The sequence below is a fragment of the Paraburkholderia sp. 40 genome, from assembly GCF_050434105.1.
Lineage (GTDB): Bacteria > Pseudomonadota > Gammaproteobacteria > Burkholderiales > Burkholderiaceae > Paraburkholderia > Paraburkholderia tuberum.
On the sequence record NZ_JBNPVY010000002.1, the window covers coordinates 576,750 to 603,244 of the forward strand.

23 protein-coding genes and 2 pseudogenes are annotated in these 26,495 nt (G+C 60.4%); 17 read left to right on the forward strand and 8 right to left on the reverse strand.

Features of this window, described 5'->3' with window-relative positions:
* Window positions 1-44: 44 nt before the first annotated feature.
* Window positions 45-1,073 (reverse strand): ABC transporter permease, encoded by a 1,029-nt coding sequence (locus tag OKW28_RS03920; protein ID WP_184031637.1) that lies wholly within the window; start codon window positions 1,071-1,073, stop codon window positions 45-47.
* Complete coding sequence (locus OKW28_RS03925; protein WP_429446842.1) at window positions 1,066-2,613, reverse strand: sugar ABC transporter ATP-binding protein; 1,548 nt, start codon at window positions 2,611-2,613, stop codon at window positions 1,066-1,068. The genes OKW28_RS03920 and OKW28_RS03925 overlap by 8 nt, the downstream gene beginning before the upstream one ends.
* Before the next feature lie 244 nt (window positions 2,614-2,857).
* Between OKW28_RS03925 and OKW28_RS03930 the strand changes: the two genes are divergently transcribed.
* Window positions 2,858-3,598: a FadR/GntR family transcriptional regulator gene (locus OKW28_RS03930; protein WP_429443865.1), complete on the forward strand. Its 741-nt coding sequence runs from the start codon at window positions 2,858-2,860 to the stop codon at window positions 3,596-3,598.
* A gap of 170 nt (window positions 3,599-3,768) precedes the next feature.
* Here OKW28_RS03930 and OKW28_RS03935 read toward each other — a convergent pair whose 3' ends face one another.
* The gene (locus OKW28_RS03935; RefSeq protein WP_429446844.1) at window positions 3,769-4,455 is read right to left on the reverse strand and encodes an SDR family NAD(P)-dependent oxidoreductase; all 687 of its coding nucleotides are present in this window, start codon (window positions 4,453-4,455) and stop codon (window positions 3,769-3,771) included.
* 165 nt (window positions 4,456-4,620) lie between these two features.
* Here OKW28_RS03935 and OKW28_RS03940 point away from each other — a divergent pair, with 165 nt between their 5' ends.
* The 11 genes from OKW28_RS03940 (at window position 4,621) to OKW28_RS03990 (ending at window position 17,606) form a co-directional block, all read left to right on the forward strand.
* Window positions 4,621-4,890 (forward strand): hypothetical protein, encoded by a 270-nt coding sequence (locus OKW28_RS03940; RefSeq protein ID WP_429443866.1) that lies wholly within the window; start codon window positions 4,621-4,623, stop codon window positions 4,888-4,890.
* A gap of 932 nt (window positions 4,891-5,822) precedes the next feature.
* On the forward strand, window positions 5,823-6,749 hold the full coding sequence (locus tag OKW28_RS03945) for an alpha/beta fold hydrolase (RefSeq protein ID WP_429443867.1): 927 nt from the start codon (window positions 5,823-5,825) through the stop codon (window positions 6,747-6,749).
* Window positions 6,746-7,312, forward strand: a complete 567-nt coding sequence (locus OKW28_RS03950) for a methyltransferase family protein (protein WP_429443868.1) — start codon at window positions 6,746-6,748, stop codon at window positions 7,310-7,312. The genes OKW28_RS03945 and OKW28_RS03950 overlap by 4 nt, the downstream gene beginning before the upstream one ends.
* Window positions 7,313-7,329: 17 nt before the next feature.
* Window positions 7,330-8,604 carry a glycosyltransferase gene (locus OKW28_RS03955; protein WP_429443869.1) on the forward strand — a complete coding sequence of 425 codons (1,275 nt, stop codon included), beginning with the start codon at window positions 7,330-7,332 and terminating at the stop codon, window positions 8,602-8,604.
* Between the two features lie 24 nt (window positions 8,605-8,628).
* Entirely contained in the window at window positions 8,629-10,197 is a 1,569-nt protein-coding gene (locus tag OKW28_RS03960) for a DHA2 family efflux MFS transporter permease subunit (RefSeq protein WP_429443870.1), read from the forward strand.
* Window positions 10,198-10,219: 22 nt separating this feature from the next.
* Window positions 10,220-11,200, forward strand: coding sequence for a glycosyltransferase family 2 protein (locus OKW28_RS03965; RefSeq protein ID WP_429443871.1), 981 nt, complete (start codon window positions 10,220-10,222; stop codon window positions 11,198-11,200).
* 60 nt (window positions 11,201-11,260) lie between these two features.
* Entirely contained in the window at window positions 11,261-12,826 is a 1,566-nt protein-coding gene (locus OKW28_RS03970; protein ID WP_429443872.1) for an efflux transporter outer membrane subunit, read from the forward strand.
* Window positions 12,823-14,031: an HlyD family efflux transporter periplasmic adaptor subunit gene (locus OKW28_RS03975; RefSeq protein WP_429443873.1), complete on the forward strand. Its 1,209-nt coding sequence runs from the start codon at window positions 12,823-12,825 to the stop codon at window positions 14,029-14,031. Before OKW28_RS03970 ends, OKW28_RS03975 begins: the two co-directional genes overlap by 4 nt.
* A 645-nt stretch (window positions 14,032-14,676) precedes the next feature.
* Complete coding sequence (locus OKW28_RS03980) at window positions 14,677-15,438, forward strand: hypothetical protein (RefSeq protein ID WP_429443874.1); 762 nt, start codon at window positions 14,677-14,679, stop codon at window positions 15,436-15,438.
* A gap of 248 nt (window positions 15,439-15,686) precedes the next feature.
* The gene (locus OKW28_RS03985) at window positions 15,687-16,172 is read left to right on the forward strand and encodes a GNAT family N-acetyltransferase (protein WP_429443875.1); all 486 of its coding nucleotides are present in this window, start codon (window positions 15,687-15,689) and stop codon (window positions 16,170-16,172) included.
* Between the two features lie 207 nt (window positions 16,173-16,379).
* Window positions 16,380-17,606, forward strand: a complete 1,227-nt coding sequence (locus OKW28_RS03990; RefSeq protein ID WP_429443876.1) for an MFS transporter — start codon at window positions 16,380-16,382, stop codon at window positions 17,604-17,606.
* A 694-nt stretch (window positions 17,607-18,300) separates the two neighbouring features.
* Here the strand turns inward: OKW28_RS03990 and OKW28_RS03995 are convergent.
* Window positions 18,301-19,443, reverse strand: a complete 1,143-nt coding sequence (locus tag OKW28_RS03995) for a hypothetical protein (RefSeq protein ID WP_429443877.1) — start codon at window positions 19,441-19,443, stop codon at window positions 18,301-18,303.
* 282 nt (window positions 19,444-19,725) lie between these two features.
* Between OKW28_RS03995 and OKW28_RS04000 the strand changes: the two genes are divergently transcribed.
* The 5 genes from OKW28_RS04000 (at window position 19,726) to OKW28_RS04020 (ending at window position 23,827) form a co-directional block, all read left to right on the forward strand.
* The gene (locus OKW28_RS04000) at window positions 19,726-20,475 is read left to right on the forward strand and encodes a GNAT family N-acetyltransferase (protein WP_429443878.1); all 750 of its coding nucleotides are present in this window, start codon (window positions 19,726-19,728) and stop codon (window positions 20,473-20,475) included.
* A 281-nt stretch (window positions 20,476-20,756) separates the two neighbouring features.
* Window positions 20,757-21,733, forward strand: a protein-coding gene (locus tag OKW28_RS04005; RefSeq protein ID WP_429443879.1) for an IS5 family transposase whose coding sequence is annotated in 2 segments (ribosomal slippage) — window positions 20,757-21,636 and window positions 21,636-21,733 — 978 coding nt in all. Because the reading frame shifts where the segments join, the coding sequence is not laid out codon by codon here.
* Window positions 21,734-21,827: 94 nt separating this feature from the next.
* Complete coding sequence (locus tag OKW28_RS04010) at window positions 21,828-22,277, forward strand: GNAT family N-acetyltransferase (protein ID WP_429443880.1); 450 nt, start codon at window positions 21,828-21,830, stop codon at window positions 22,275-22,277.
* A gap of 241 nt (window positions 22,278-22,518) precedes the next feature.
* Window positions 22,519-23,052: a GNAT family N-acetyltransferase gene (locus tag OKW28_RS04015; protein WP_429443881.1), complete on the forward strand. Its 534-nt coding sequence runs from the start codon at window positions 22,519-22,521 to the stop codon at window positions 23,050-23,052.
* A gap of 463 nt (window positions 23,053-23,515) precedes the next feature.
* A complete protein-coding gene (locus OKW28_RS04020; RefSeq protein WP_429443882.1) occupies window positions 23,516-23,827 on the forward strand; it encodes a hypothetical protein in 312 nt (103 codons plus the stop codon).
* Window positions 23,828-23,833: 6 nt separating this feature from the next.
* On the opposite strand, the gene OKW28_RS04025 is transcribed toward OKW28_RS04020, so the two are convergent.
* From OKW28_RS04025 to OKW28_RS04040, 4 genes and pseudogenes are all read right to left on the reverse strand, one after another.
* Complete coding sequence (locus tag OKW28_RS04025) at window positions 23,834-24,727, reverse strand: class I SAM-dependent methyltransferase (protein WP_429443883.1); 894 nt, start codon at window positions 24,725-24,727, stop codon at window positions 23,834-23,836.
* Window positions 24,728-25,178: 451 nt separating this feature from the next.
* A complete protein-coding gene (locus OKW28_RS04030; RefSeq protein ID WP_429443884.1) occupies window positions 25,179-25,850 on the reverse strand; it encodes a SagB/ThcOx family dehydrogenase in 672 nt (223 codons plus the stop codon).
* 155 nt (window positions 25,851-26,005) lie between these two features.
* Window positions 26,006-26,205 (reverse strand): annotated as a pseudogene (locus OKW28_RS04035) (MFS transporter); the annotation flags it as partial.
* A pseudogene (locus OKW28_RS04040) lies at window positions 26,206-26,349 on the reverse strand (nitrate reductase); the annotation flags it as partial. It abuts the pseudogene before it with no gap.
* Window positions 26,350-26,495 lie beyond the last annotated feature (146 nt).

Genomic DNA, 26,495 nt, shown 5'->3' on the forward strand with positions numbered 1-26,495 from the left:
GCACTGCTTTGTTGGACTTCTCGAATGGCTTCATTCGATGTGCTTCATCGACGGTTTCTGACCTGGTCGATCCAGACCGTGCCGAGAATGACCAGTCCGATGATGATTTGCTGGATGAAACTCGATACGCCGTTCATGTTCAGGCCGTTGCGCAGCACGCCGATGACAAACGCACCGATGGCCGTACCGGAGATCGTGCCTACACCGCCCATCAGGGACGTCCCGCCAATCACGGCGCTGGCGATCGCATCGAGCTCGTACATGACGCCTTCGTTTGGTTGCGCCGTGACGAGGCGCGACATCAGCACACAACCCGTCAGACCGGCGAGCACGCCAGACAGCACATAGGTAAACAAGGTGACGCGGCGGACATTGACGCCGGAGAGCCGCGCAGCTTCGGCATTCGATCCGACTGCGTAGATGTGGCGGCCAAGCGAGGTGCGCGTCAGCATGATCGACACGGCGACCGCCAGCACGACCATGATGATCACGGGATACGGGATCCCCGGAAATACCGTATCGGGGAACCCGTCTGCCCCGATATGCGAGATGCGGAACAACGCGCCATTTCCGAGTTCGCCGAACGCGTCGCCGAGTCCCGAAACCGGGCGCGCGCCAGTGATCTGAAGCGCGAGACCACGCGCGACCAGCATCATGCCGAGCGTGGCGATAAAAGGCGGCAGACCCATACGCGTGACGCACAGGCCATTAACGAATCCGCACAGGCCGCCCACCACGACGCCGCCGAGCATGCCGAGAGGAATCGGCACGCCAGCCTTGACGAGCAACGCGGCGACCACACCAGACAGCGCGAGTACGGAACCCACGGACAGGTCGATTCCGCCCGTAATGATCACGCAGGTTGCCGCCACGCCGAGATAGGCAATCGACGTCACCTGCAAGGCCACTGTCATGCCATTGTCGACCGAGAAGAAAGCGGAACTGGTCAATGAAAAGACGGCCACCAGCATGATCAGACTGCCGAGCGCGGCAAATTTCTGAATCAGGTCGCGACGCCGGAGCTTCGCGCTGGTGTCGACAGTAGTGGTCTGTTCGGATGTTATTTCAAGCATGATTTCGTCCCGATGCGAAGTGCATGATTTCTTCCTGATTGGTGTGGCGCGTCTCCAGGATCGTGGCGATCCGGCCTTCGTGGAATACCGCGACGCGATCGGACATGCCGAGAATTTCAGGCAATTCCGAACTGATCAGCACAACGCCGATGCCCTGCGCGGCGAGCTGGTCCATCAGCTTGTAGATCGCGTATTTCGCGCCGACATCGATGCCGCGCGTGGGCTCGTCGAAAAACAGAATCTTCGATTCGCGAAACAGCCATTTGCCGATGACAACCTTCTGCTGATTGCCGCCGGACAGGTTGCGCGTGAGTTGATGGACCGTCGGCGTGCGGATGCCGAGCGTTTCGACGTAACGCCGCGCGATCGCCGCTTCTTCCGCGAAGCGGATGAAGCCGGCGCGCCCCGACACCGCCTCGATATTGGCCAGCGTGATGTTGGTCGCGACCGGCATCTTCAGCGCGAGACCATCGCTCTTGCGGTCTTCCGACAGATACGCGATACCGTGGCGAATCGCATCGATAGGCGAGCGGATCGAGACGCGCTCGCTCCCGATATGAATCTCGCCGCCGTCCGGTTGGTCAGCGCCGAAAATCGCCCGTGCCACTTCGGTCCGGCCTGCGCCCATCAAACCGGCGAAGCCGAGAATCTCGCCTCGCCTCAGTTCGAACGAAACCGGCCCAAATGCCGGTGCGCGCGACAGATTGTCGACGCGCAGCAGCACGTCCTGCGTCGGGACCGAGCGGCGCGGCGGGTACGCATCGTTCAGCGCCCGGCCGACCATCCGCGCAACGATCTCATCCATGCTGGTCGCCGCGAAATCGTCGGTTGAAATGTGGTGCCCGTCGCGCAGCACCGTCACGCGGTCGACAATCTGCTTCATTTCGTCGAGACGATGAGAGATGTAGACAATGCCGACCCCGTTCTCGCGCAACTCCTTGATGATCCGGAACAGGTGCATGGTTTCGGATTCCGTGAGCGACGAAGTGGGTTCGTCCATGATCAGCACCTGGGCGTCGAGCGAGAGCGCCTTGGCGATTTCGACCATCTGTTGCTGGGCGATCGACAGCGTCCCCACCAGCCTCGTGGGCGGCAACGACAATCCAATGCGGGCGAGCGCGCGCTGGGCGTTCCCATTCAGTCGTGCGCGATCGATGAACGGCCCGCGTTTGGGCTCGCGTGCCAGGTAGATGTTTTCCGCAATCGACAGGTGCGGCACCAGATTCAGTTCCTGGTGAATGATCGCAATGCCTGCTTCCTGTGCCTCGAGTGAGGACCCGAACCGCCTTTCCATGCCGCGAAAAACGATCGTGCCGGCATCCGGCTGGTATTGCCCGCTGACGATTTTCATCAGGGTTGACTTGCCAGCGCCGTTTTCGCCACAAATTGCGTGCACTTCGCCGCGGCGCAATTGGAAGTGCACATCCTCCAGTGCAACGACACCGGGAAACCGCTTGCCCAGTCCGCTCAGTTTCAATAGCTCCGGGGGTTCCTTTGACGCGAAGGCGTCCACCACGCGCGGGGCCAGGTCAGTGCTCAGATCTGTCACACGTGTCTCCTTCTTTTGTGTAGAGGCGCTGCCATCGGTCAGGCCAATCTGATGCAGATTAAAGAATAAACGGCTATTTTGGTCAAGCCAATTTGCAATATACTTCTTCTGGCCTTACCAAGGGCAAACCCGAACTGTTCCTGCGAAATGCGCCGAAAACCTTGTCAGGCTTGCGTGGTAGACTTTGATCGCTGGTCGACAGACGACCCGGGCCATTTATCCTTGCGGCAGCAAAATGAAACAGACCGAGCCAAAGCGGCTTTACCAATTGGTCGCCGACCAGATTCGCGGCCTCATCCACGGAGGGGATTTCCCTCCGGGGTCGAGACTGCCGCCGGAGCGCGAGTTGTCGCAGCAACTGGGTGTTTCGCGCCCGTCTCTGCGCGAGGCGTTGATCGCACTGGAAATCGGCGGCAGCGTCGAGACCCGCATGGGTTCGGGCGTCTATGTGCTCGAAACCGCAAACGAAAGTGAAGGGTCACTGGCTGTATTAGGCGAAAGTCCGACGGAAATCATGCAGGCCCGGGCCGTAATCGAAGGCAACCTCGTCGTGCTTGCCAGCACGCGGCTTACGGCCGGCTCTCTGGACCGGTTGCGGCGCAGCGTGGATGCGATGCATCGCCTCGCCTCTGCCGGCAAATCTCCTCTGGAACCGGACCGGCAATTCCACCTGATCATCGCGGAAACGGCCGGCAATACGGTGTTGAGCCGGTATGTGGCCGATCTGTTTGACGCGAGACGCGATCCGATCGGGGCGAGGATTAGCGAACTCGTCGAAAATACGGCCACATGGATGGCTGCGGTTGAGGAGCACGAAAAAGTCCTGCATGCACTGCAAGCAGGAGACCCTATTGCTGCAGAAGCGGCGATGCGATCGCATCTGAAATCTTCTGAAGAGCGTTGGGTCGGAAGTGACATCAAGAAGGTCACACCCAACGATGCGGACGGTAAAGTTACCCGCGTGCGACTGGGTTGAGTTGCGAATTCAGCCGGTTGAATTGCCAGTTAAAAGCAGGTGATCGTCGATGCCATAAGCGGATCGCCGCGGCCGCCCTGGGCGGCGCATGCCGCTTCAATTGTTGAAGTTCGTAAAGTTGCACTTCCAGGTCGACTTTAGACATTCAGCACCGACAGGGGGAACGCGTTCTAGTCCGCGTCGCCAGGTTTGGCGCGCTGGCGCGGCGCAACCACGCCGCTCATGCGACGTTCATTGTGTTGCATCGACCGGTTGAATCCGCCGGTCAATGCGGCCACTTCCGACGGTTGAACGAAGCGGCCAATTGGTGGCATCTTCGGCGGCGTTCCTGCGCGCATCGGGTCGGTGAGCAACGGCGTATCCGTCGCCCCGGGCGCCACCACGTTTGCCGTAATTCCGCGCGGCGCGAGTTCCGCGGCCCAGGAGCGTGCCATGCCCACCAGCGCCGCTTTGGTGGCCGCGTATTGACTGCGCGTGACGGCGCCGTTCGCGGTCCGGCTGCCGATCAGCACGATGCGGCCACCGGCGGGCATTTTGGGCATCAACGCATTGGCGAGAAACGCGGCGGCATCGACATGAATCCGCCACATCGCGGCGCCCTCATCTTCGGTCAGTTCGCCGAGCGGCGCCGTGCGCGTGAACCCAACTGCGTGCACGAGTGCATCGCATGAGGCGATTGCGTCGAGAGCAGACTTGAGCGCCGTGAAGTCCGTCACGTCCGCGGGGACAATGGTCAAACCTTCGATGCTTTCCCTCGACGGCGTCCGGCACAGTCCAAGTTTGACAATACCCGCTGGGATTGTCCGGGATTCGAGCCTGGACCGCGGACAGCGAGCGTCAGGCTGTCGCGATATCATAAATTGTTGCGTTCCGAAAGATCCTGTCCGTCGAAACGGGCCTGGAAGCCTCGTGGATTCGCATCGTTCTGCGGGCGCTGTCGAAGCCACCCGCAAACATGCGCTGGGGATCCGATAGCGTACGCGAAACGCACCAGATGATTCCCCGCGCGGAGGGAGACGCTGATGACCATCATCACCAGATCGACGCTGATGTTTGGCTTGATATGCGCATGCTGCGTGGCGGGTACGGGCAAGGCGGAGCCAAACGACAGGCTTTTAAAGCTGCTGCAGTTGCAAACCTTAAATCGTATGGCGTCAGAAGCCGCGCCGAAGAAGAGCAACGCTTCGGGCGGCGACAGTGCGCGTCAGGACCGTGGGGCAGACCGTAGAGGGTCCCAGCCACAGCCAGACGATCGCGGCGCCCCCGGCAGCGTGCCGGCGCGAAAGCCGTAGCGATACCGTAGCAATCGAAAATCGGCGACAGGGGAAAATAATCCGCTCCCGTTGTTGCAGACCGAATCCTGAGAGTATTCAGGAAGGAACAGAAGCAGCCCGCAAAGCCTCCAGTCCGGCCACCGGCCCGGCTCTGCAGCGGCACCGGTGCCCTACGATAGGGCTACCAGTCCGGACCGGGCCGGTTCAGGTCTTGGCGAGGGCGCCGCGCTCGCAAATTCGTAGCCTGATGGTCGGCAGATCCGATATCTAATGCCTGACGTTGGACCCACAACGCATCGCGACGATTTCTAGAGTCCTCTCCCGCGCCGCGCGCCTTGCGAACGCCCATTACCGCGCAGCCTGGCTAGCCCGTGGCCTAACTCGGCCAGATACAGCTTTGTTCATCGAAGATCTTCTTCGAGTCTGTTCTCATTGGCTCCGATCGCGCATCCGGTCGCTGGCTCTTGGTCCGGCACCGGCTTGACGGCCGCTATCGAAGTGCAACCGTTATTCGTTGAATCGAACCGGGCGTCAGGTGATCTTCGGCGTTTTCCGTCATCCCGGCATTTGCGCTGATGAGAAGCCTACGGGTTGGTTTCCAGACATTCGCGCCTCGTGAATGGCGTCGATGCGTGCGCTGCGGCCGACTTTGCTTTTCTGATGCCGTGAATTTCCATGCTAATGGCGCTTGTCGGCGATCTCCAGAAGAATGATAATTCATTAAGCATGAAGCAGTATTTTTTACACAATTTTCTTGTATAAAAAATTAAAAAACGCGCTTGATTTTTCACATTTGTTAAGACAATATCGATTCGCCGGACATTGCGTCGAGCCACCATGAAATACGATTGATTTCAGCAGCTTAGCTGGCTGTGTCCTGTCGTGTATGTCGCATTGTCGCCGACATTTAAACGTCAATTCGTCATGCATTTCTAAATGCAGGAGGCCCTATGTCCGTCGAGAAACTTATCTTTCGTTTACCTAACTCGCTCAAAGTACAAGTCGAATCGCATATTTTTGAAGTCGGTCGTAAAACCGTAATACTGGTGAATGGCGCTTTAGCGACAACGGCGTCGTTCGGACAGACAATCAAGTATCTCGGCGAGCGATATAACGTCATTTGCTTCGACCTGCCTTATGCGGGGCAATCAAAGCAGCACAATCGGGCCGGTTCCCTCCTGACGAAAGAGGACGAAGTCGAAATCCTGCTGAACCTGATTCAACACTTCGAGCCCCGCTTCCTGTATTCCGTGTCATGGGGAGGACTCGCATCATTGCTCGCGCTGGCGCGGCAGCCTGCTTCCATCGAGCGGGCGGTAATCGGCTCCTTCTCACCGTTTCTCAACGATGCGATGGTCGCCTATGTGACGCAAGCGAGGCATCTGCTCAGTACGGGCGAGAATCTGCAAGCCGCGCAACTGCTGAACGACACCGTGGGAAAACATCTGCCGCGCATACTGAAACTCCTGAATTACCGCTATCTGACGAGCCTGCCGGAGGAAGAGCAAAGCCAGGTCGCCTTTCACGTCGAGCAGATACTGGCGTTAAGGCCCGAAACGTATCTGGATCAATTGGCGAACATCCGCTGCAGGGTGAAGTTCATCAACGGCGAGCTCGATGAATACACCACTGCGCACGACATTCGCACCATGGCGCGCTATGTCCGTCACGCGCAGTTCGCGACCGCACCGAACACCGGGCATTTTCTTGAACTCGAAGGACGGGCGCAGGCCGCCACGATGCGCGAAGAAATTCTCGGCTTCTTCGGCGTCAACCAGGAGTTCGATCGTTCACGGCTCGACGCGCTGTCGCCCGCGGCAGAAGCGCAAACGTTTGCTCACTCGGGACTGAACATCGAATTCGGGAGCGGAAAATGACGATCTATCACACGCTTGCCGTTCTCGGCCCATGGGCCGTCTGGGTCGCCTACTGGATGAAAGCATCGTCCGGTGTGAAGAAAACCCTAAAACGCGAGGATCGACTTTCACGCACGCTTCAGTCGATCCCGCTGATCATCGGCTGTGCGCTGGTTGTGTTGCCGGACGGCGCCGCCATCTCGAGTCCGGCGGGCGCTCATTTCGATTTACAGCAATGGATCGGCCTCACGATCGTTGTCGCCGGTCTCGCTTTCTCAGTGTGGGGCCGTCGCCATCTCGGCCCTAACTGGAGCGTGTCGGTCACGCTGAAAGCCGACCACGAACTCGTACGCAGCGGCCCTTACGCGCTCGTGCGTCATCCGATCTACTCAGGTTGCCTGCTGGCGATTGCGGGCGCCGCGCTCGTCAACGAACAATGGCGCGGCGTGATCGGCTTCATACTGATCTTCGCTTCGCTCGCGTACAAGGTGCGCGTCGAGGAACAGTGGCTCTCCGAGTATTTCGGTGCACCATACCGTACCTATCGCGAGGAGGTACGGGCGCTCGTGCCGTGGCTCTATTGAGGAGCCGCAAGCAAACCATGGCACAAATCGTCATTACTGCAATCGGCTCGGCAGGCGACGTTCATCCGTTCATCGGCATTGCGCGAACCCTGGCAGAACGCGGACATCGGATCGTGTTCTGCACGCATCCGCAATTCGCCGCGCTCGCGGCACAACACGGCTTCACGTTTGTGCCGATCGGTACGTGGGACGAGTATGCGCGGGCGATTGCAAGCCCGGCGCTGTGGAATCCGCGGACCTCGTTTCGCACGCTATGGGCCGTCATCGCACCGACTATCCGCCCTCACTTCGATGCGCTCGCCGCGATCGCGACCCCCGACACCATACTGGTCGGCTCGTTGTGGGCGTTCGCCGCGCGTCTGATGCAAGAGGTTCATGGCACGCCCTACGTTTCGGTCCAGGTGTCGCCTTCGACGCTGCTTTCCGCGAGCGCTCCTCCCACGCACAAGCGTCTGACCGTGCCGATGTGGCTGCCACTGCCCGTCAGGGCAAAGTGCATGGAAATGATCGAAAAAGGCGTGCTCGACAAGGCGTGCGGACCTGCTCTGAACGACGTCCGGGAAACCCTTGGGCTTGCGCCCGCGAGCCGCATACTAGGTGAGTGGCTGCACTCGCCCGACGGCGTGCTGTGCCTGTTCCCGGACTGGTTTGCCCCGGCTCAACCCGACTGGCCGCGCAATCATTTCATGGCGGGCTTTCCCCTCTTCAACGATGTAGCGCCCGACGCCTTCGACGACGAACTGCGCGCCTTCGTCGCCTCGGGCGAACCTCCGGTCGTCTTCACGCCAGGCTCCTCGCGGATCGACGAGCGGACCTATTTGAGCGCCGTCGACGAAGCCGTGCGCCGCACGGGTGCCCGCGCGATCGTGCTCGCCGGCACCGCCGCAGCGCGGGCGCTCGCGCGCCGCGACGTGCTGGTGCGCGACTTCGTACCCTTGCGAATGCTCTTGCCGCACTGCGCAGCCATGGTCCATCACGGCGGCATCGGCACAGCGGCGCTCGCATTCGCGGCTGGCATTCCACAGATCGTCACCCCGTTCGCGCACGACCAGTTCGACAATGCGCAGCGCGTGGCGAAAAGCGGCTGCGGCCTTCGCATCGACAGTCCTGCAAGCGGCAAGGCTCAGGCCTCGGCACTCGCGCGCGTCACCACGGACAAACTCGTGACGGCCCGTTGCACGATCGCCAAACGGCTCATCGACGCAGCGCCCGACGCGTGCGAGGCGGCCGCGCGATATATCGAACGCTGCGCAGATCAGCGCGGCGACCTCAGCATCCGTTCGGTCGCCTGAACGGCTTCGGGAAATACCGTCCACATGAGTACTTCAAGAGGCATGGTCATACAGGACGTCGGCGGCCGCGCCGCGCCGCCACTGCGCGGCGCGTGGCTCGCGTTGCTGACCTTCGCGCTCTCGCTCGCCACCTTCATCGAGGTGCTCGACTCGACGGTCACGAACGTCGCCGTGCCGTCCATCGCCGGCAGCCTCGCCGTGTCGAATTCCCAGGCGACGTGGGTCATCAGCTCCTATTCGGTCGCGGCGGCTATCGCGATTCCGCTGACGGGATGGCTGTCGCAGAGGATCGGTGAAGCGCGTCTTTTCGTCTGGTCCGTGCTGCTGTTCACGCTGACGTCGCTGCTATGCGGCATCGCCGGCAACCTGGAACTGCTCGTTCTATGCCGCGCCATGCAGGGACTCTTTTCAGGTCCGATGGTGCCGCTGTCGCAGGCCATCCTGTTGCGCTCGTTTCCGCCGCAAAAGCGAGTGCTCGCGCTTGCACTCTGGGCAATGACGGTGCTGCTCGCGCCGATCTTCGGTCCGGTGCTCGGTGGCTGGATCATCGATCAATTCTCCTGGCCGTGGATCTTCTTCATCAATCTGCCGATCGGCCTGTTCGCCTTCGCGGCCTGCGCCGCGCTGTTGCCGCGCGAGCGTCCGGATATCCAGCAGCCGCCGATCGACACGATGGGTATCGTGCTGCTCGTCGTCGGCGTGGGCGCACTACAGGCGGTGCTCGACCTCGGGCGCGACCACGGCTGGTTCGACTCGCCGCTGATCGTTGCGCTGTCGTTGATCGCCGCGCTCGCGCTGGTTTGCCTGTTGATCTGGGAGTCGGCTGAACCTTTTCCCGTCATCGACCTCGACCTGTTTCGCGACCGCACTTTCTCTTTCGGCGTCGCGATCATTTGTCTCGGGATGGTGAGCTTTTCGGTGATCGGCGTCATCTTTCCGCTGTGGCTGCAAACCGTGATGGGCTACTCCGCGTTTCAGGCCGGACTGACCGTTGCGCCGCTCGGCATCCTCGCCCTCGTCTTTTCCATGCTGATAGGGATTTTTCTGGACCGGTTCGATGCCCGCGTCGTGACATCGTTCGGCTTTCTCGTGTTTTTCGCGGTGCTGGCATGGGACGCGCACTTCACGCTGACGATGTCTTTCTGGCAAATCGTCACGCCAACGTTTATTCAAGGTATCGGCCTGCCTTGCTTTTTCATTCCGCTGAGCGCAGCGATTCTGTCGCGCATTCCCAACGAGAAGCTCGCTGCCGCATCGGGCCTGTCGAACTTCCTGCGCACGCTGTCCGCCGCGCTCGGCACCGCCCTCAGCGTGACCTGGTGGGACAACCGCGCGGCACATCACTACGGCACACTCGCGCAATCTGTCACGCAGGCATCCGAGGGCACCGGCCTTTTCACGCGGTCGCTGCAAACGCTCGGATTCGGCGCCAACCGATTGGCGGCCATCCGCGATGTCGTTCAGCAGCAGGCGTACATGATGGCGACCAACGACCTGTTTTACATGGCGAGCCTCGTGTGCCTCGCGCTCGCGGCGCTGATGTGGGCCACCAAACCCTGGCGCGGCGTATCGGCCCAGCGCGCCGGACATTAATACTCCTGACAGGGTGACGATCATGAGCCAGACGATCTCCTCTCCCGGCGCTGCGGCCAGCGCCGGTTACGCAGTGCCGCTGCTCGGTGCGCTGGTGGTGTTGTACCGCCCAACTTCCGAGCACCTGACTCATCTGCTGGAACTCTGCGCGCACGGCACGCCGTTGCTGGTCGTCGATAATTCGCCGGCGGCCTCTGGCGCGTTGGCCGATGCGCTGAACGCGCACGGCGCGGAGTATCTCTGCAACGCGAATCGTGGCGGCATTGCCGGTGCTTATAACCGGGGCCTTGCGCGGATGTTCGAACGCGGCCTCGGCGCCGTCGCGCTATTGGATCAGGATTCGCAGGTGAGCACCGATTACTTCCGGTTGATGCTCGAGTCATGCAAAGCGCTCGGCCCACGAGCTTTCGCGATCGGACCGCGTATTTACGACGAGAATGTCAGGCACTTCCTGCCGCAGATGGTTAGCAACGGCTTTTCGATCCGCACGCTGGTGTTCGAAGCGGACGCATCCTTGCAGCCGTGCTCCTTTTTGCTGTCCTCCGGTTGCGTGGTCTCGCGCCTCGCGTACGAGCGCCTCGGTGCGTTCGCGGAAGCGCTGTTCATCGATCACGTCGACACCGAATATTCGTTGCGCGCACTGCTGCACGGCGTCCAGTTCTATGTCGAGCCGCGGCTCACGCTGTTACATCGCATCGGCCACAAACGACAACATCGTCTCGGCCCGGTGCGTATCACGTCGATGAATCACCCGGCTTTTCGACGCTATTACATGGCGCGTAACGGCATGCACCTGTGCGTTCAATATGTCCCGTCCCTGCCGGTCGCGCTCGTGCCCAATTTCATCACGCTGCTGCAAGTCTTCCAGGTGCTGCTGTTCGAGTCCGGCAAGCTGGCGAAACTATCCAGTATCGGTTGCGGGATCGTCGACGGCCTTCTCGGCCGGCTCGGTCCGCTCGAAACGGCGCGCCCGCGGCTTGCGGCGCGCCTCGGACACGGCTGACCGATGACGACCGATTCTTGCCCCATTGGCTTCGCACGAAAGCGCCTATGGACGGCGTTCGTGTCCACCGCTTCGCTATGCGCGCTGTGCGCAATCGCGGGTTGCGCGGACAACAGCTCTTACCATCCGCTTGCGATGCATTCGCCGGGCCCCGAGGCGCTCGCGCGGACCGCGCAGGATGCGCAGACCGCAAACGGCGCATGGCCGCAAGCGCAATGGTTCGAGTCGTTTCACGACAAGCAGCTCGATGCATTGATCGCCGAGGCGTGCGCCGGCAATCCGGACATCCAGGCCGTCGGCGCGCGTCTGGCCGAGGCGCAATCGCAACTCGACCAGTTCGCTTCGGGCACGGGACTCACGGGCGGCGTCGCGGCCGCGGCCTACAAAGCGCGCATGCCCGCCATCAACGGCGCGGCGGACGTGAATGTGGCGGGCACCACGGTTCCCATCAATCTCTTCAGCGATCCGTGGGTCTCGCCCGCGAGCGTTATCGCCGGTGCGAACTACGACCTGGACCTGTGGGGCAGGAACCGCGCCGTGACCCAGGAGCTCGTGTCTGCACGCGACGCTGCGCATGTCGAAGAACAGCAGGCCCGCCTGATCATCACCACGTCAATGGTCACGCTATACGGCCGTCTTGCCGACGAATACGCAAAGCGGGATCTGATTGCGGCGAAGCGGCAACAAGCGGACCAACTCGATGAGATCCGGCGCACGCGCGAGGCAAGGGGAATCGACAGCACCTACGCCGCACAGCAGGCACGTATCGATCAGGCCGCGCTGCGCATGCAATTGCAGACGACCGACGACGCGATCACGCAAACGCAATTGCAGATCGGCGTCCTGACTGGAGAGGGACCGGAACGCGGCCTCGCATTGCGGCGCCCGACGCTTGCCAACGCCGACGCCGCTGCTATGTCCGTGCCCGCGAATCTGCCATTCGACCTGCTCGGCCGGCGCCCGGACGTCGTCGCCGCAAAGTTGCGCGTGCAGGCCGCGACCGCAAAAATCGCGGCAACGCGCGCGGCGTTCTATCCGAACATCAATCTTTCCGCGGCGGGCGGCTTGGCGTCGCTCAGCCTCGGCTCGCTGTTTTCGAGCGCGTCGCTCTTCTTCGCGTTGGGCCCTGCCGTTTCGTTGCCGGTCTTCGACCGCGCGCGTCTGCGCTCGCAACTGCATGGCGACTACGCGCAAGCCGACGAAATGATCGCGCTGTACAACAAGACGCTTGACGGCGCGCTGGCCGAGGTCGCCCGTTCCATCGCGACACTGCGCAACGTCACCGCACTCATCGACGCACAGGCACAGATAGTCGCGGCGCGCGACAGGATGCTCACAGTAGCCACCGAACGGCAACGCCGTGGCCTCGTCCAGCAGGCGGACGTGCTGACGCTCCGTGACATGCGGCTCGATGATCAGTTGCGTCTTCTCGAACTCAACGGGCAACGACGCGACGCTCATATCGCGTTGATCCGGGCGCTCGGCGGTGGGTTCGACGCGACCGCAAGCAGCCCCTCGGCCGCTTCGCCGGCCAGCCACGCGAATCAGGAGTCGCGCGAAAACATCAGCGATATCCGCCGCGATAGCCGCTTTTCTTCCCTTCCCTCCTCCAGCCAGGCCTCATGAGTACAGAAAATCTGCTTGGCGAACGCGTGCCGATGACGGAGCGCGACACAACGAAGGTCAGCCGCCGGAACCGGCGGCTCGCGCTGCTGTTCGGCGTCGTGTCGATGGCGGCGGTTGCGGCGGGCGTGCACTGGTTTGTTTCTGGGCGTTACGTCGAGGAAACGGACAATGCGTATGTCAGCGGCAACGTGGTGCCAATCGCCGCGCGGATTGCAGGCACGGCGCGCGAAGTGCTGGTCGGCAATACGCAGTACGTCAAGGCTGGTCAACCACTTGTCCGGCTCGACGACACCGAGGCGCGCATTGCGCTGCAAGAGGCCGAGGCACAGTTGATCCGCGCGGTGAGGCAGGCGCGCAGCGCCAGATTTTCCAACGCCATGTACCGGGCTGCCGTCGACTCGCGCGCCGCCGAGCTCGCGCTCGCCGAACAGAGCCTGAAAGCGCGCTCGGGCGCAACGGTGGAAGTGGTCTCCGCGGAAGAGTATGCACGGGCCCAGGAAGCGGTGAAAGTTGCGCGGGCCAATCTTGCATCGGCCCGCAGTCAGCTTGCCAGCGGACTCGCCGCGAGCGGCTCGGGCCGAATCGAAGACGATCCGGCCGTGATGCAAGCCGTACAACAAGTGGAGCTTGCGTATGTCCGAAACGCGCGAACGACACTCGTTGCGCCGGTCGAAGGCGCCGTTGCCCTGCGTTCGGTGCAAATCGGCCAGCCGGTTGCGGCCGGTACACAGCTGATGACGGTCGTGCCCGTCAAGCAGTTGTGGATCGAGGCCAACTTCAAGGAAGGACAAGTCCGCAACCTGCGTATCGGCCAGCCGGTTTCCGCGGTCGCCGACCTCTACGGATCGAGCGTGGTGTTTCACGGCCGGGTTGGCGGACTGTCACCGGGAACGGGCAGCGCCTTTTCCATGTTGCCACCGCAGAACGCGGCCGGCAACTGGATCAAGGTCGTTCAGCGCGTGCCCGTCATCATTTCGCTGTACCCCGAGGAGCTCGCCGCGCATCCGTTGCGAGTCGGCCTCTCGATGACAGTGTCGGTCGATACGCATCAACGCGACGGAGCGTTAAGCACCAGCGCCACCGCGCAGCCAGGTGCGAACGCGGCACCAGCGCCTGACGATGACATGACGCGCGCGGAGGCCATCGCGAGAAAATTGATCGGGAAGAGCGATAGCTTGGGTTCTCATGACGCCGGTGAGGATTGAGTTCGACAGCGCAGAGGCGCGGCCACTTGTTCAATGCACGGCTGCACTGGCTGCTGCGGCATTCACCTTGGCCGTTTTCTTCACCCGGATCAACGGAATGATCACCCGATCCCGAGATCAGTAAGCTGGTGCGGCATTACGAGCGTCGGTCGACTGGCCGGTCAAGCTGATATGAAAGCAAATATTGTCGATCATTCTTGACGTTCAAGCATAGCGGGCCGCTTTGGAGCGCTTCCGGGCGTCTTCTGTCAATGAGTACAGCCGGCCACAAGCAGCCGGTCGACTCGGGGACCGAGATCGTCAACAATAAGCCTGCAAGCACGTGGGTATCCACGACTGACACGACCCTCATCTAGGCTTTCGGTGCTGGCTGCTGCCTGCGCGATTGCATTCGCCTTAGAATATCGCTACAAATCGTGAACCGGACATATGAGGCCGCTTGCTCAGGCGAGACGTAGCAATCTGCTCCCGGGGGGACGCGCTCAAGCGCAATCCTCCGTTATGAGGCCAGATCCGGCCGCGCCGCACCCTTTGGAGGAGTGAGGGCTGTCGCTCAAGTGACACGAATCATTGTCAGACAAAGTTGCGACTGAGCTTCGACGCGGCCACAATGCTGCACGCAAAAACAACGACGAGGGGGAAACAATGACCGATAACCTTTTCGACCTGCAGCATGAGGTTACGACATCCTTTATTTCGACCGCTGAGACAGAGTACAAGAGCCTGTCCACCACCTACGAAACCATAGACCGGAAAGCACAGGCTACTACTGCAGTCGCGGGTGTCTTTCTGGCGGCTGTATTCGCATTAGCCTCGCACGTCGATGGCAGCACGAATAGTATCGTTGTGTGGTTGGTTTTTCTCCTCATGATCGTGCTACTGACTTGTGTTGTGCTCGCGGTCGGGGCGATGTTTGCGCGAGCCACGGAGCTTCCGCCGACAGCCGAGCAATGCCTGTCGGAGTGCTCGCCAGTGATCCTGGCGGCAGACCCAGATAGCTTTCGTCAGGAGCGCAACAGGGTCTATAGCAAATGGGCTGATGAGTGGGTAGAGGCGAACCGAACCGTCCACGCGGCAAATCAGAATAAGGCTTTGTGGTTGTTTCTGTCGCAGATCGCCGTGCTTGTCGCGGCCGCGTTGACTGTCTTCCTTGGGGCGCTCCTGCTGTTCACCCCTGCCAAGATCGATGTGCAGTCGCAGGTTACCCCCAGTCCCAAATCTGCGGGAACGGGGCAGGACATAAATCGAGCGGTCGATATTGCGCCGCCACTGCCTTCGATTACCGTCTCTCCCACCATAACCGTGGACACGTGCTCATCTTGCGAGCCGCGCGCTTCGAACGGGACTTCGCACATCAGCAAGGCAAAAGCTGTAACCGCGGCGAGCAGTTGCGTGCCGAACAGATGACTCCTCCGTTTGGGCTTCCGCTTCGGGGTATCTGTGAGAGCATGCCCAATTCTAGCCGCTACGTGGAAACGTTTGCTATCCGCCGCGCCGGAAGCGTCGGTCCCAATTACCGTCGAGCGAACCTGTTGTCGCCCCTGACTTTCAGGGGCCGGCAAGGAGCGGTCGGTCGGTAAGCCGTCGAGGATTGGCGACAATTTTGATTCGAAGTCCGCTTCCGCAATCTCTTTCTCTTGCCCTAATCTCCTGACATGTTGCCGTCTGTTGACGAACTTCTCGCGCTTGACGCTCTTACATTACGTGAACACACCGAGCAGGCTGGTGATACCTTCGACCTGGACGAGCACCGGGTGCAGTTGGGGAAGTCGTTGGAGGTGAATGAAGTGTGCTCAGTGCGGCGGGGCGGCAAACTCGTTGCTTACGCGATGCTTCGCCCGGAGTCGGGAGCGTGCTGGTTCGTTGGCGCATTTGCTATACATCCCTTGTACCGAACCTATGCCGTCATAGCCGAACTGCTCGCGAAGGTGGCCACGCTGGCGATCGACCGAGGGATTGTCGATCTGAGGAGTCACGTCTACAAGACCAACCGATTATCTGTCGCCTTCCATCGCAAACTTGGCTTTCGAGTGACGCGTGAAAATGACAAAGGGTTTGAATTCTTCGCTGCGGTACACGAGTTGATCGTGCGACCAGCGGTTCGCCGCGTTGCGGCCAACGGTTGCGCCCTCTCTAGGTAACTCGCGAACAACGAGCTGTAGGTTTGATCGACGGGAAGTACGCTGGTAGTCCGCACGTAGCAGCTTCCGGAAGAAGCATACCGCCGCCTAGGGATGCCTTATGCCGCCCGCATAAGCCGAGGACCGGCCAGAAGGCGACATTCACCGGTACGCCAGGAATCTGATACATCCCTATATTCAATCCAGCCGTCGGCAAGGATGTCCTCGATGAAGCTTTGGAGCATTCGCGATTACGTGTTTTTGCTTTCGGCGCAATCGGCGTCCACCTTGGTTGGTGCGGGTATGAACGTGGTCTTTCCGCTGTTGATCCTAAAATTCACCGGATCGATGGCTGCCGCAGGGGTGGTGGGCGTCTTGAGGTCCGCGCCTTACTTATTTTTGAGCCTGCCATTAGGGGCGCTAGTCGATCGATGGAACCGCAGACACATCATGATGGCGTGTCAGACCGGGCGGTACCTCTGCTTTTTCGCCCTTGGCCTAATGGCATATTACGGCGTCGTCAATCAGTGGCACATTTACTTCGTCTGCATAGTAGACGGCATCCTGTTTGTATTTTTCAATATCGCTGAAGCGGCAGTCCTGTCGAGCGTAGTGCCCCGCGAACTGCTGTCTCAGGCATCTAGCACAAACGAGGCTGGCTTCGGTACCGCGATGATTCTCGGGCCGGCGGCCGCGACGTTGGTCTATCAAATTGTTGGGATTAGCGGGGCGCTTTTCGCCGGCGCTTTCTGCTACCTTTGTTCCTTCATCCTCCTCAAAGTACTTAAGACCAAACTAAATGTTTCGCGTGTGGATGCGCGCCGTTCCTTGACCGAGGAAATTGCGGAGGGAATTCGATGGCTTTCAGGTGCCCGCCTAGTTCTTTTGCTTGCATGCATCTTGGGGGGCTTGAATTTAATCAACGCCGCAATGCCGCTTTTGGCAATCACTCTGGGACAACGTTTGGGCGTCAGCGATACGTCGATTGGGACGATGGTCGCATGCGGAGGTATCGGAAGTGTTCTCGGATCCATTTGCGGCATGCGTTGGTTGCGTTTGCATGGTTTTGGCCGAGGAGTGGTGCTGGCCGCCTGGCTCCATGCGATCGCCTTTGGTGCGTTGTTCATAGCGACAAATTTGCCGAAGCTTGGCTTAGTTTATGGGCTAGTCGAAGCGTTCTATTCTCTCTACGCCGTTATGCAATTCGCTTACCGTGTTAGGTCCGTGCCCGAGCAGCTTCAGGGAAGGGTCAACAGTTTATGCCGATTAATAGCCTTTGCTTTGTATCCCCTAGGTTCGGCGCTCGCTGGGGTAATCTCCGAATACTGGGGCGTACAAGTTTTATTGACTCTTTTTACAGCAGTTGCGGTCCTGCTGGCTTGTACTCTATCGCTCAGTCGGTCGATCGCGCCGACATGGTGTGAAGGTTCTGTTCGGGAAGGCTTACGAGAATGATTGTGCGCCTGAGGGACCACCGGTTGGGCGATGCCTGTCGCGCAGTGTTCGCTGGAGGATATTTCGGATCGGCAAAATGAGTGATGTAGCGTCTATGCACACGTCCCGCAATGGCAACCGTCCCTGCTTCCTTGCTGTGAAGGGCCGCTTTCGGGAAACCGGAAAGTCCCCTTCGGGTCGACATGCGCCCGATGCGTCCGTCAGCATGCGGCCGAGGGTGCGTCAAAACTCAAATTCACTAGGTTTTAGTGGGTCGCTTTATCCCTCCCGAGGTGCCGCGAGGCCGGTATAGGTCGTTTTGACAAGCCGTTTTTTGCGGTGCGCCGAAGCGACGTGCGTTTTGACACAGTCTGGGCCATCTCCAGCAGTTCGCCTGCACGCCCAGACGGACGCTCATGCATCAGCTTCATCCAGACAGGGGATCTTCGCCCGCCGATTACAGGCGTCGTGTCATCGGCCATAACAGCCGCTCGTGGCAGCAAGACGATGTCGGCGAATGATGTTGCCGTTCGACGCGTTGACGGGCCGCTTTATGGGTCGGCGGTCGGTCTCGACCTTCACAGTCGGCGAGGAGCAGACAACCCAATGCATTCTTGCGCAGCGCGAACGCGTTCCTTGAAGCCCCCAAGCTTCAAGGAGCGCTACCGGCGAGGATCGTGCAGCAACCTCCACGCCGGCAGCGGTTCATACGTCCTCAATGCGTAGTGATGACATGAATCCCGCCATTCGGGAAAGCCGCGACCCCTGGCTGGAAGGGCACGTACACCTGACCCGAGGCGCCATCCACCGCGACCGAATGTACACCGTTGCCGACCGCCAGCTTGTCGATGAGTGTGCGCGTCGACGCGTCGACTGTGCCGAGTATCGGCGTGAAGCCGGAGGCGGCCGCGATGCCGGTCGCGGTCTCATGACGAGCCGGGAGAAAATAGCGATTCGACACTGCGTCGTACGCGACCTGATCGACTCCGCCGAATGGAATGCTCGCAAGCGTGGCGCCCGTCGTCCGATCGAGGATCAACGTGATAAGCGGCTTCCCGGCGGCCGGATCGCAGCCCACCAGCATGTCGTTGTTCGGACCGAGTTCGAGTCCTGTTGGCCCGCATGCGCCAAGCGGGAATACTTTGCTCACCGCCGGTGCGCCTGCGACCACCGTATTCGCGGCAATCACGTTCACCTCACCTGCCGGATTGGTGGGCGTGCCGTCGTTGTTGACGATGAAGCTCTTCGACTTCGAGTCGTACACGCATGCCTCGAGGCCGGACGACGTCGTGAACCTATACGTCGCGACGATCGAGTTTGTCTTCGTCGAAATGAAAGTCGCAATCGGGGGCGTCTCCCCCGGACTCGAAAACATCACCAGGTTGTCGTCCGGGTCGTAGCAGCCTTCGTCGACGCGGTGCGGGGCCGTGTTGAGTGGTGGGACTGCGATGGTGCTGACGACTTTCTGCTGGGCGACGTCTATGACCTTGATCGAGTTGACATCGCCGGCATAGAGGATGTTTGTGCCGGGGATGCCGACGAGTCCATCAGGGCCGGCCACATCGGTGTTCGCATTAAAGCCGGTGAAGGCGGTGGGGCCACTGCCCTTGATCTGCGCGATGAGCGTGTTGCTCTTCGTGTCGACCACGTCGACCGCCGCGTTGTTGCGGTCGGCAAGGTAGTACTTGCCACTATCGGCGTAGCTGATGTCGAAACTGAACGGCGGGGTGGCTGAATTGGGTACCGAGATGGCAGTCTTGATGGTCGGAGAAGTGGAGGTGACTTCCGAGCCTCCCCCGCACGCGGTGAGCAGAACGGACGCGCCAAGCGCTAACGCGAACCCAAGCTGTCTTTTCATTGTTGTCTCCGGAATAGGTCCGCATGTTCGGTCAGGAACGGGGACCATTTTTGGTTGCAAGGTTGCGAGACCACGCCACGAGTGGACGAAGCCTCCGCATGCACAATAGGACGAGCAACGCGTAAAGTCGAAGACGTAATTTTGCTGCGCGCAACAAAGCATGCCGCCTGGCGTATCAGGCGGACTATTTCATTGCAAATTCAACCAGTTATGCGATTCCTTCGAGTTAGTAGACTCAGAAGTTACTTTTTATTTGCAATCCGGCATTTCTGCTGCCTGTCCGTGAGCGGACGGCTCGCCTCGGAAGGCGAATGTTTATACAGGGTCGACTTCTGCCGGACACAGAACGTCGACGGCGGCTACCTCGACTGTCTCGGCGTCGGACCGGGTTCGGCCAATTTGAGACACTCGCCGGCGCCGCTTAAACTGTTGACAATCACTCCTCCTGACGCGAAGAAAATGACAACTGAGATCGAACTCTTGAGGCCTACAACTGCGTTGCTGGCAAGCTACGTTTCGGCCCTTGAAGCGGGATGGTCACCTGACAATGTTCGTAAGGAGGTCGCTGCGCGCGAACAGTTGAATGCTATCGAGTTGAACGCGGAGGCATTCGTCGACGGGCTGGATGATCCGACCGCATCAGGCGGCCCGATTCCTTTGCCCGATGGCTCGACCGCTGCCCGTCTGCCAAGCATCATCCGATGGATTTGGGACGGCGATATTAGCGGTGCGATCGGATTTCGTTGGCAGGCTGGATCCGCCGAATTGCCGCCGTATGTGCTCGGACATATCGGCTTCTCAGTCGTGCCGTGGAAGCGAGGCAACGGCTACGCTAGGCAGGCGCTCAATTTGATGCTTGGCGAAGCGAGGCTGCAAGGCTTGCCCTACGTGGAACTAACGGTTGATCCTGAAAATATAGCCTCACAGCGGGTGATCGCAGCATGCAGTGGTGTCCTGATTGACCGGTTCAAAAAGACCGCCGCCTACGGATTCGCGGAAACTCTTCGTTATCGCATTGAGCTAGACGACTGAGAAACCTGTCGGACCCTGTTCGGCCAACTCCCGAGATTGATCCATCTCTGTTGGATCGGCGACAATTCAAGCCCTGCACACGCCTATACGATGGAGCATCATGAGTGGCATTCAGCTAAGCCGAGTGATCCGTGCCGACGCCGCCGATTTGATCGCCGCAAACTTGGCAAGTCAGGACTATCACCTGCCTTGGGTCACATCCTTTAGGCAACGCTGATTAAGTCCACCGATCCGGCACCTCAAGCGTTATAACCCGGATTGAACGAGGAAGGCGAAACAGGATGAAGCAGCAGACGCTGGCGATGGCAGCCGATCAAGGAGCGGGTTTCGAGACGCACCGCAAACGCACGCGGCGCGACGAGTTTCTCGACACGATGAATGCGATCGTGCCATGGGCGCAGCTGTGCGCGGTGATCGAGCCACATTATCCGAAGCGCGGCAATGGCCGCCCGCCAATTGGTCTGGAGCGCATGCTGCGGATCCACTTCGTGCAACACTGGTTCAATCTGGCCGACTTCGCTTGCGAAGAGGCACTCTACGACAGCGCCAGCCTGCGTCGCTTTGCCGGAATTGACCTGGGTTGTGAAGCCGTACCGGACGCGACGACGCTGCTCAAATTCCGGCGCCTGCTGGAGACGCACAAACTGGGCGAGCAATTGTTTGCCGAAGTCGGCCGGGTGCTGCAGGCCAGCGGCATGAAGCTCAAAAGCGGCACCATCGTGGACGCGACGATCATCGGCGCGCCGAGCTCGACGAAGAATGAGCAGAAGGCGCGCGACCCCGAGATGCATCAGACCCGCAAGGGTCGCCAATGGTATTTCGGCGCCAAGCTGCACATCGGTGTGGACAGCCAAAGCGGCTTGGCGCACAGCGCAGTGCTCACGCCGGCCAACGTGCATGACAAGCACCCGCTACCGCAATTGCTGCACGGGAACGAGCGGCGCGTCTACGGCGATAGCGCCTATGCGAGCCAGAAAGCGCTGATCCACAGCAAGGCCCCCAGGGCGCGCGACTTCACCAATCAGCGCACCCGCCGTGCGGGCGGCGAAGTCGACGAAGTGCAACGGGGCAAGAACCGCAACAAGTCGAAGATCCGGGCGCGAGTCGAACATGTCTTCGCGGTCGTAAAACGACTGTGGGGATTTACGAAGGTGCGCTATGCGGGTTGGCAAAGAACGCCAACCGGGCGTTCGTCGCGCTCGCGCTGGCCAACGTCTATCTGTCGCGCAGGCAACTGACGGCATCGGTACGCCCATAGTGGGCGAAAGGCGGGCAACGCGCCCGCCTACAAGGCCCCGCGAGGGCCGAAAAGCAATTGCGCAAGCTCGGCTTCATGACTTGACGACGTTCAATTGCTGACAAGCTGCCAAATTCGCGGCTTGTTCAGCGTAGCCTTTACCGATCAAACGGGCTTCGATAACTGGTTTTCGGGTGGTCTCACCGGGTCGAACGTCGGCCTCATTGCGCGTGAAGTGGCATCGAATCAAATTATCGGCGTGGTGAACATTAACGAAATAGTAATGGGCGCTTTTCGCAGCGCCTATCTCGGGTATTACGGAATGTCGAACTTCGCCCGGGCGGGGTTGATGACGGAGGCGGTACGGGCAGCTGTGATCTATGCTTTCAGCGAACTTGGATTGCATCGGGTGGAGGCAAATATTCAAGCGGGGAATATCGCGTCGATCGCACTTGTGCGGCGGTTGGGTTTTAAACAGGAAGGTTTTTCTCCTCGCTATCTCCGCATAAATGGCGAATGGCGCGACCACGAGCGATGGGCGTTGCTGGCCGATATGCCCGGTTAGACACAGCCGCCACTCAAAAAAATAATGTGCTCACGCAGAAATTGTTTTTGTGCCAATATTGACAGCATGGAACTTCGTAACGTCCCGAGCAAGGCTCACCACCATCATCACGGTCGCTATCCGTTGCGCCGTGGGTCGTTACGTCCATAGCAAGGAATTCGACCTCACGGTCCATTCCATGTGCAAACGACCAAGGCGCTTAAGGCGCCTTTTTTTATTTCCCCACCATCAAGAGCTGAAGATGACCGACTCGATAAGCTATCGCCGCGCAACCATCGACGACATTTTGAAAATTTGCGAGTTGGGTCAAATCTTGAACGCGATCCACCACTTGGCACGCCCCGATATCTATGCGGATGCCACAACCGAGATGGATCGGGACAAACTGCACTGGCTCTCCAGCCTTCAGGAAGAAGATCGGGCTACGTTTCTTGCCGAGCTTGGCAGCAAGGCGGTCGGCTTTGTCACCGTTCAGGTGATGCAGCCGATAAGCTCGTTATTGCAGCCGATGGTCGTTGGCCGCATCGGCTCGATCGCTGTTTCCGAACGACTGTGGGGACGCGGAATCGGCAGCACACTGATGAAACTCGCAGAAGAGTGGGTGCGGAAACACGGTGCCACCGACGTCAGGCTGGCCGTTTGGGCGTTCAACGAAAAGGCGGTCGATTTGTACCAGGAGCTTGGCTACGAAATTCGTGCATTCGAGATGGGAAAGCGAATTCAGGCTGCTGCGGATATGGCCGCCGATGGACAGGGTGAGGCAACCAGCGCATGAACACTATTTGGGTTGAACGCCACATCGATGCGACATCGTAGGTTCGTACGCGGGATCAACGAGCCGAGCCGTTGTGTGGGCGGCGACCGTCCGCTATCGAGAGAGCGGACGGTCCCTTCAGGGTCGAGATGGAATGGACACCGCCCTCCCTCCGGGGAGGACCGTGCGCGTTTTCCAGCCGCACGATGGATATTCTTCGAGCCCGCACTGCGAGAACATGGCCGCGCCCCGCTCTAGCAATGATGTGCAGCGCCGGCGACACGTGGCGCGCCGCTTGCTTCGTTCACAGATGCAGGCGAGAGGGGGTGGTTTTCCTCCAATGGGCGCCGCAGATGGACGATCGAGCTTCGGAGTCGTGCAATCTGCAAAAGTCGAACTGGCATGTCGAAGAGGCAATGAGACTGGGCTGGGAAGATTCGGCATCCCGCTTGCGGCACCGAGCGGGATACCGATGAGGTTGACAATGGATAGCGTGCAGTGCGAGTACGACGATTGCGTGGTGCTGATCCGCGCACTACGCAACTGGATTGACCGCTATTGGCCCGACGACTGCGCGCGGGTCAAGGCCGAGATCAGGCAGCTCATCGACATGGTGGAACGGGCCGGACCGCGCGACGCGATGTTTCACGGTCGTCTCGATGCGGCCCGCTCGCTGATCGTGCTCGGGCGACTGTCAGACGCGCTGGACTGTGTCGATACGCTACTGCGGGTCGTGCAACAAACTGAGCGCAGCCCAACGCGTCGGCCGATTACCGCTCGCGGCTGGCGCCCGTAGAACACGCTAAGGCTTGACGAATCTCAGCGTCATGCGATCCGATTCACCGATTGCGGCGTAGCGCGAGCGGTCGACGTCACCGCCCGCGTAGCCCGGCGGCAGCGACCATACGCCTTGCGGATAATCTTTCGTATCTCGCGCGTTCGCGTTGATTTCGCTGCGTTGCGCGAGCACGAAGCCGGCCGCCTGTGCCCGGTCAATCACGAAAGCTTCAGTCACATATCCGGTTTCGATCATCTGCTGTACCGTCGAGCCGGGCCGGGCGCGATGTTCTTCCACGCCAAGTTCGCCCCCGTGCTTCAGCGCGTCATGGAACGCACGCAGATTGGCATCGAGCTGCCCATCCTTGATCCAGTTGTGAATGTTGCGAAAAGTAAGCACGCGATCGAACCGCTCGTGTGCATCGAAGCCGAAAAACTGGCCCGCGTGCAATGTGCCGACCACGACGTTCCCGTAGATTGCGGGGGTGCCCGCGAGCTTACGCAAATACTCTGCATCGATTGACCGGTCTTCCGAGGCCAGGTCCGCGGACGTGCTCAGATATTGCGCTTCGTACAGGTGACCCGCGTCGTGCAGATAGGGCGCCAGAATGTCCGTGTACCACCCGCCGCCCGGCGCGATCTCCAGCACGGTTTGCGTCGGACTCAGATCGAAGAAGCGCAACGTCTGCGCCGGGTGACGATAGACGTCGCGCGCCCGGGCGGTCTGACTGCGTTGTGGATTGGCGACCGCCAGGTCGAGCGCCTTCGCATCGGAAGCTTGCGAAGGCGTGACATGACCGGTCAGCTGTGAGGAGGAAACGCATCCGGCCATGATCGTCGCGATCACCGTCATCGCGAAACGGACAGCACGACGCTGCGAATATTCCACCAGGGTCGAGCGCACGAGAATCGGCTTCATAGGCACCACGCGGAGTTGACATGGCACACACGATACCCGCTCCTTCGAAGTTCGTGTTTGCCGCACTGCTGGCCGGTGCATTGATGTCCGCGCAGGCCGTCGCGCCGGGAAGGACCCAGTCCTCGAGCCCGCGTGTCAGGGAGCGGGCGGTGCCTTGTAGGTGTCTTCTATTGCCGTCAGCTTATCGAACGTGAGGTCCGGGTCCTGTTTGAAAGTATCGAGCACCTTTCGTTCGCGGGTCAGCAATTTGCGGAGCTCGAATAGCACATCGCCTACGCCGATTATTTTGTCCGGCTGGCGGCGGTGGCCCCAGATCGAACGCTTCCGAAAGGAAAACGGGACCCTCGGCCAGTCGCGCCCGCTGCTCGTATTTCTCGTCTTGCCCCAGATATCGCTGGATCGCCTCATGGAGGCCGACGTCGATCGAACTCATACTGCCTCACGCAATGACTTAGACCGGAAAACCTACCGGGATCAGATAGACGACGGTCTGGGCGTGAGGCAGGCCGAGCCTGCGCGCCGCCGGAGCTCCGTCGACGGCGCCCACGGTCACCGCGACGAGCCCAAGCGAGACGACCTGGAGCAGCATGTTCTGGGTCGCGTGCCCGACCTCGAGATCGGCGTACAGATTCGCTCTCCCGCCATACCTCGCGGTCAGCCGACTGGGGTCGGCGGCCACCACGAGCAAGGCCGGGGCCGCCTCGACGGACGCCTGGTTGACCGCCAGTGCTCTCAGCTCGGGGCGCAGGTCGTGGGTCGCCCGCGTCTCGGCCCGGTGGCCATCAGGCAGATAGTGCATCACCTCCGTGGGGGTCACCACGTAAAGTTCGAGCGCGTACAAAGCGCCGGCCGCCGGAGCCGCGCGCTTGCCGTCCGAGCTGGTGATGCCCTGCCCGGCCCACAGCAGTTGGCCAATGGCCTCGACCGGCAGCGGCTTTGGCGCGAATCTGCGCACGGACCTGCGCTTCTCGATGGCTTCTTCGAGGGACATCGTGCCTTTGAGGTTGGGCTTGGGCAGATCGATCTGACCGGTGAATTTCGCCTGGCTTGCCTGCGCCAGGCCGGTAGAACCCTCGGCGAGCGCGCCTGCGGCCAGCGCAACCAACAGTTCACGGCGTTTCATCGGCACCTCCATCAGCAAAAAAGCAGGCTGGCTGGCAGAGCCTGCAGCCTGCGCGAATCTCAGTGCTGCACGTTTGCCGCCTCGTCTTTTGCGGGGCGGTCCGTCGAGCGGCAACGGCGCAGTCGACCACTCGCGCGGAGTAAACACGAACACGGCTAAGCGACGGAACCCACGACCGGTGTGCGCCGCACTTCCGACAGGCAGATCAGGATCAGCGAAACCCAGACGATCCCGTACAGGAACATAAAACAGGTGGAACGCACCCTGAAAAAATCCAGCAGGATGCCGAAGATGATCGGCCGCAGGAATCCGCCAAGCCCCCTGCAAGCCCGACGATCCCGGTGACGATGCCCATGGAGCGAACTATCTTGTCGTGCTGCCAGCGCTGGCGGTAAGCTTCCTCCCATTGCCGGTCTTCATCTGTGACAGCACCATGACCATCCGAGAACTGGGGACGGGGGGCCTTGAAGTAACGTAACCTGTCCAGAAAGTGGCTCATGCGCGTCCTGCCTCTATCAGATCAGGCCGGTGCAAGCTCAAAGCGATGCCCGGCACGGAAGCACCTAAACGCCATCTGGCATAGTGACAGGTACGGTGTCTGCCTCAATCGGACTTTGGTCCTACAATCGCCGCCCGCGGGTGGTG

Coding starts and splice junctions, on each gene's coding strand:
- OKW28_RS03920 (WP_184031637.1), bottom strand. CDS start 1,073: ATGCTTGAAATAACATCCGAACAGACCACTACTGTCGACACCAGCGCG.
- OKW28_RS03930 (WP_429443865.1), top strand. CDS start 2,858: ATGAAACAGACCGAGCCAAAGCGGCTTTACCAATTGGTCGCCGACCAG.
- OKW28_RS03935 (WP_429446844.1), bottom strand. CDS start 4,455: ATGATATCGCGACAGCCTGACGCTCGCTGTCCGCGGTCCAGGCTCGAA.
- OKW28_RS03940 (WP_429443866.1), top strand. CDS start 4,621: ATGACCATCATCACCAGATCGACGCTGATGTTTGGCTTGATATGCGCA.
- OKW28_RS03945 (WP_429443867.1), top strand. CDS start 5,823: ATGTCCGTCGAGAAACTTATCTTTCGTTTACCTAACTCGCTCAAAGTA.
- OKW28_RS03950 (WP_429443868.1), top strand. CDS start 6,746: ATGACGATCTATCACACGCTTGCCGTTCTCGGCCCATGGGCCGTCTGG.
- OKW28_RS03955 (WP_429443869.1), top strand. CDS start 7,330: ATGGCACAAATCGTCATTACTGCAATCGGCTCGGCAGGCGACGTTCAT.
- OKW28_RS03960 (WP_429443870.1), top strand. CDS start 8,629: ATGAGTACTTCAAGAGGCATGGTCATACAGGACGTCGGCGGCCGCGCC.
- OKW28_RS03965 (WP_429443871.1), top strand. CDS start 10,220: ATGAGCCAGACGATCTCCTCTCCCGGCGCTGCGGCCAGCGCCGGTTAC.
- OKW28_RS03975 (WP_429443873.1), top strand. CDS start 12,823: ATGAGTACAGAAAATCTGCTTGGCGAACGCGTGCCGATGACGGAGCGC.
- OKW28_RS03980 (WP_429443874.1), top strand. CDS start 14,677: ATGACCGATAACCTTTTCGACCTGCAGCATGAGGTTACGACATCCTTT.
- OKW28_RS03985 (WP_429443875.1), top strand. CDS start 15,687: ATGTTGCCGTCTGTTGACGAACTTCTCGCGCTTGACGCTCTTACATTA.
- OKW28_RS03990 (WP_429443876.1), top strand. CDS start 16,380: ATGAAGCTTTGGAGCATTCGCGATTACGTGTTTTTGCTTTCGGCGCAA.
- OKW28_RS03995 (WP_429443877.1), bottom strand. CDS start 19,443: ATGAAAAGACAGCTTGGGTTCGCGTTAGCGCTTGGCGCGTCCGTTCTG.
- OKW28_RS04015 (WP_429443881.1), top strand. CDS start 22,519: ATGACCGACTCGATAAGCTATCGCCGCGCAACCATCGACGACATTTTG.
- OKW28_RS04020 (WP_429443882.1), top strand. CDS start 23,516: ATGGATAGCGTGCAGTGCGAGTACGACGATTGCGTGGTGCTGATCCGC.
- OKW28_RS04025 (WP_429443883.1), bottom strand. CDS start 24,727: ATGAAGCCGATTCTCGTGCGCTCGACCCTGGTGGAATATTCGCAGCGT.
- OKW28_RS04030 (WP_429443884.1), bottom strand. CDS start 25,850: ATGAAACGCCGTGAACTGTTGGTTGCGCTGGCCGCAGGCGCGCTCGCC.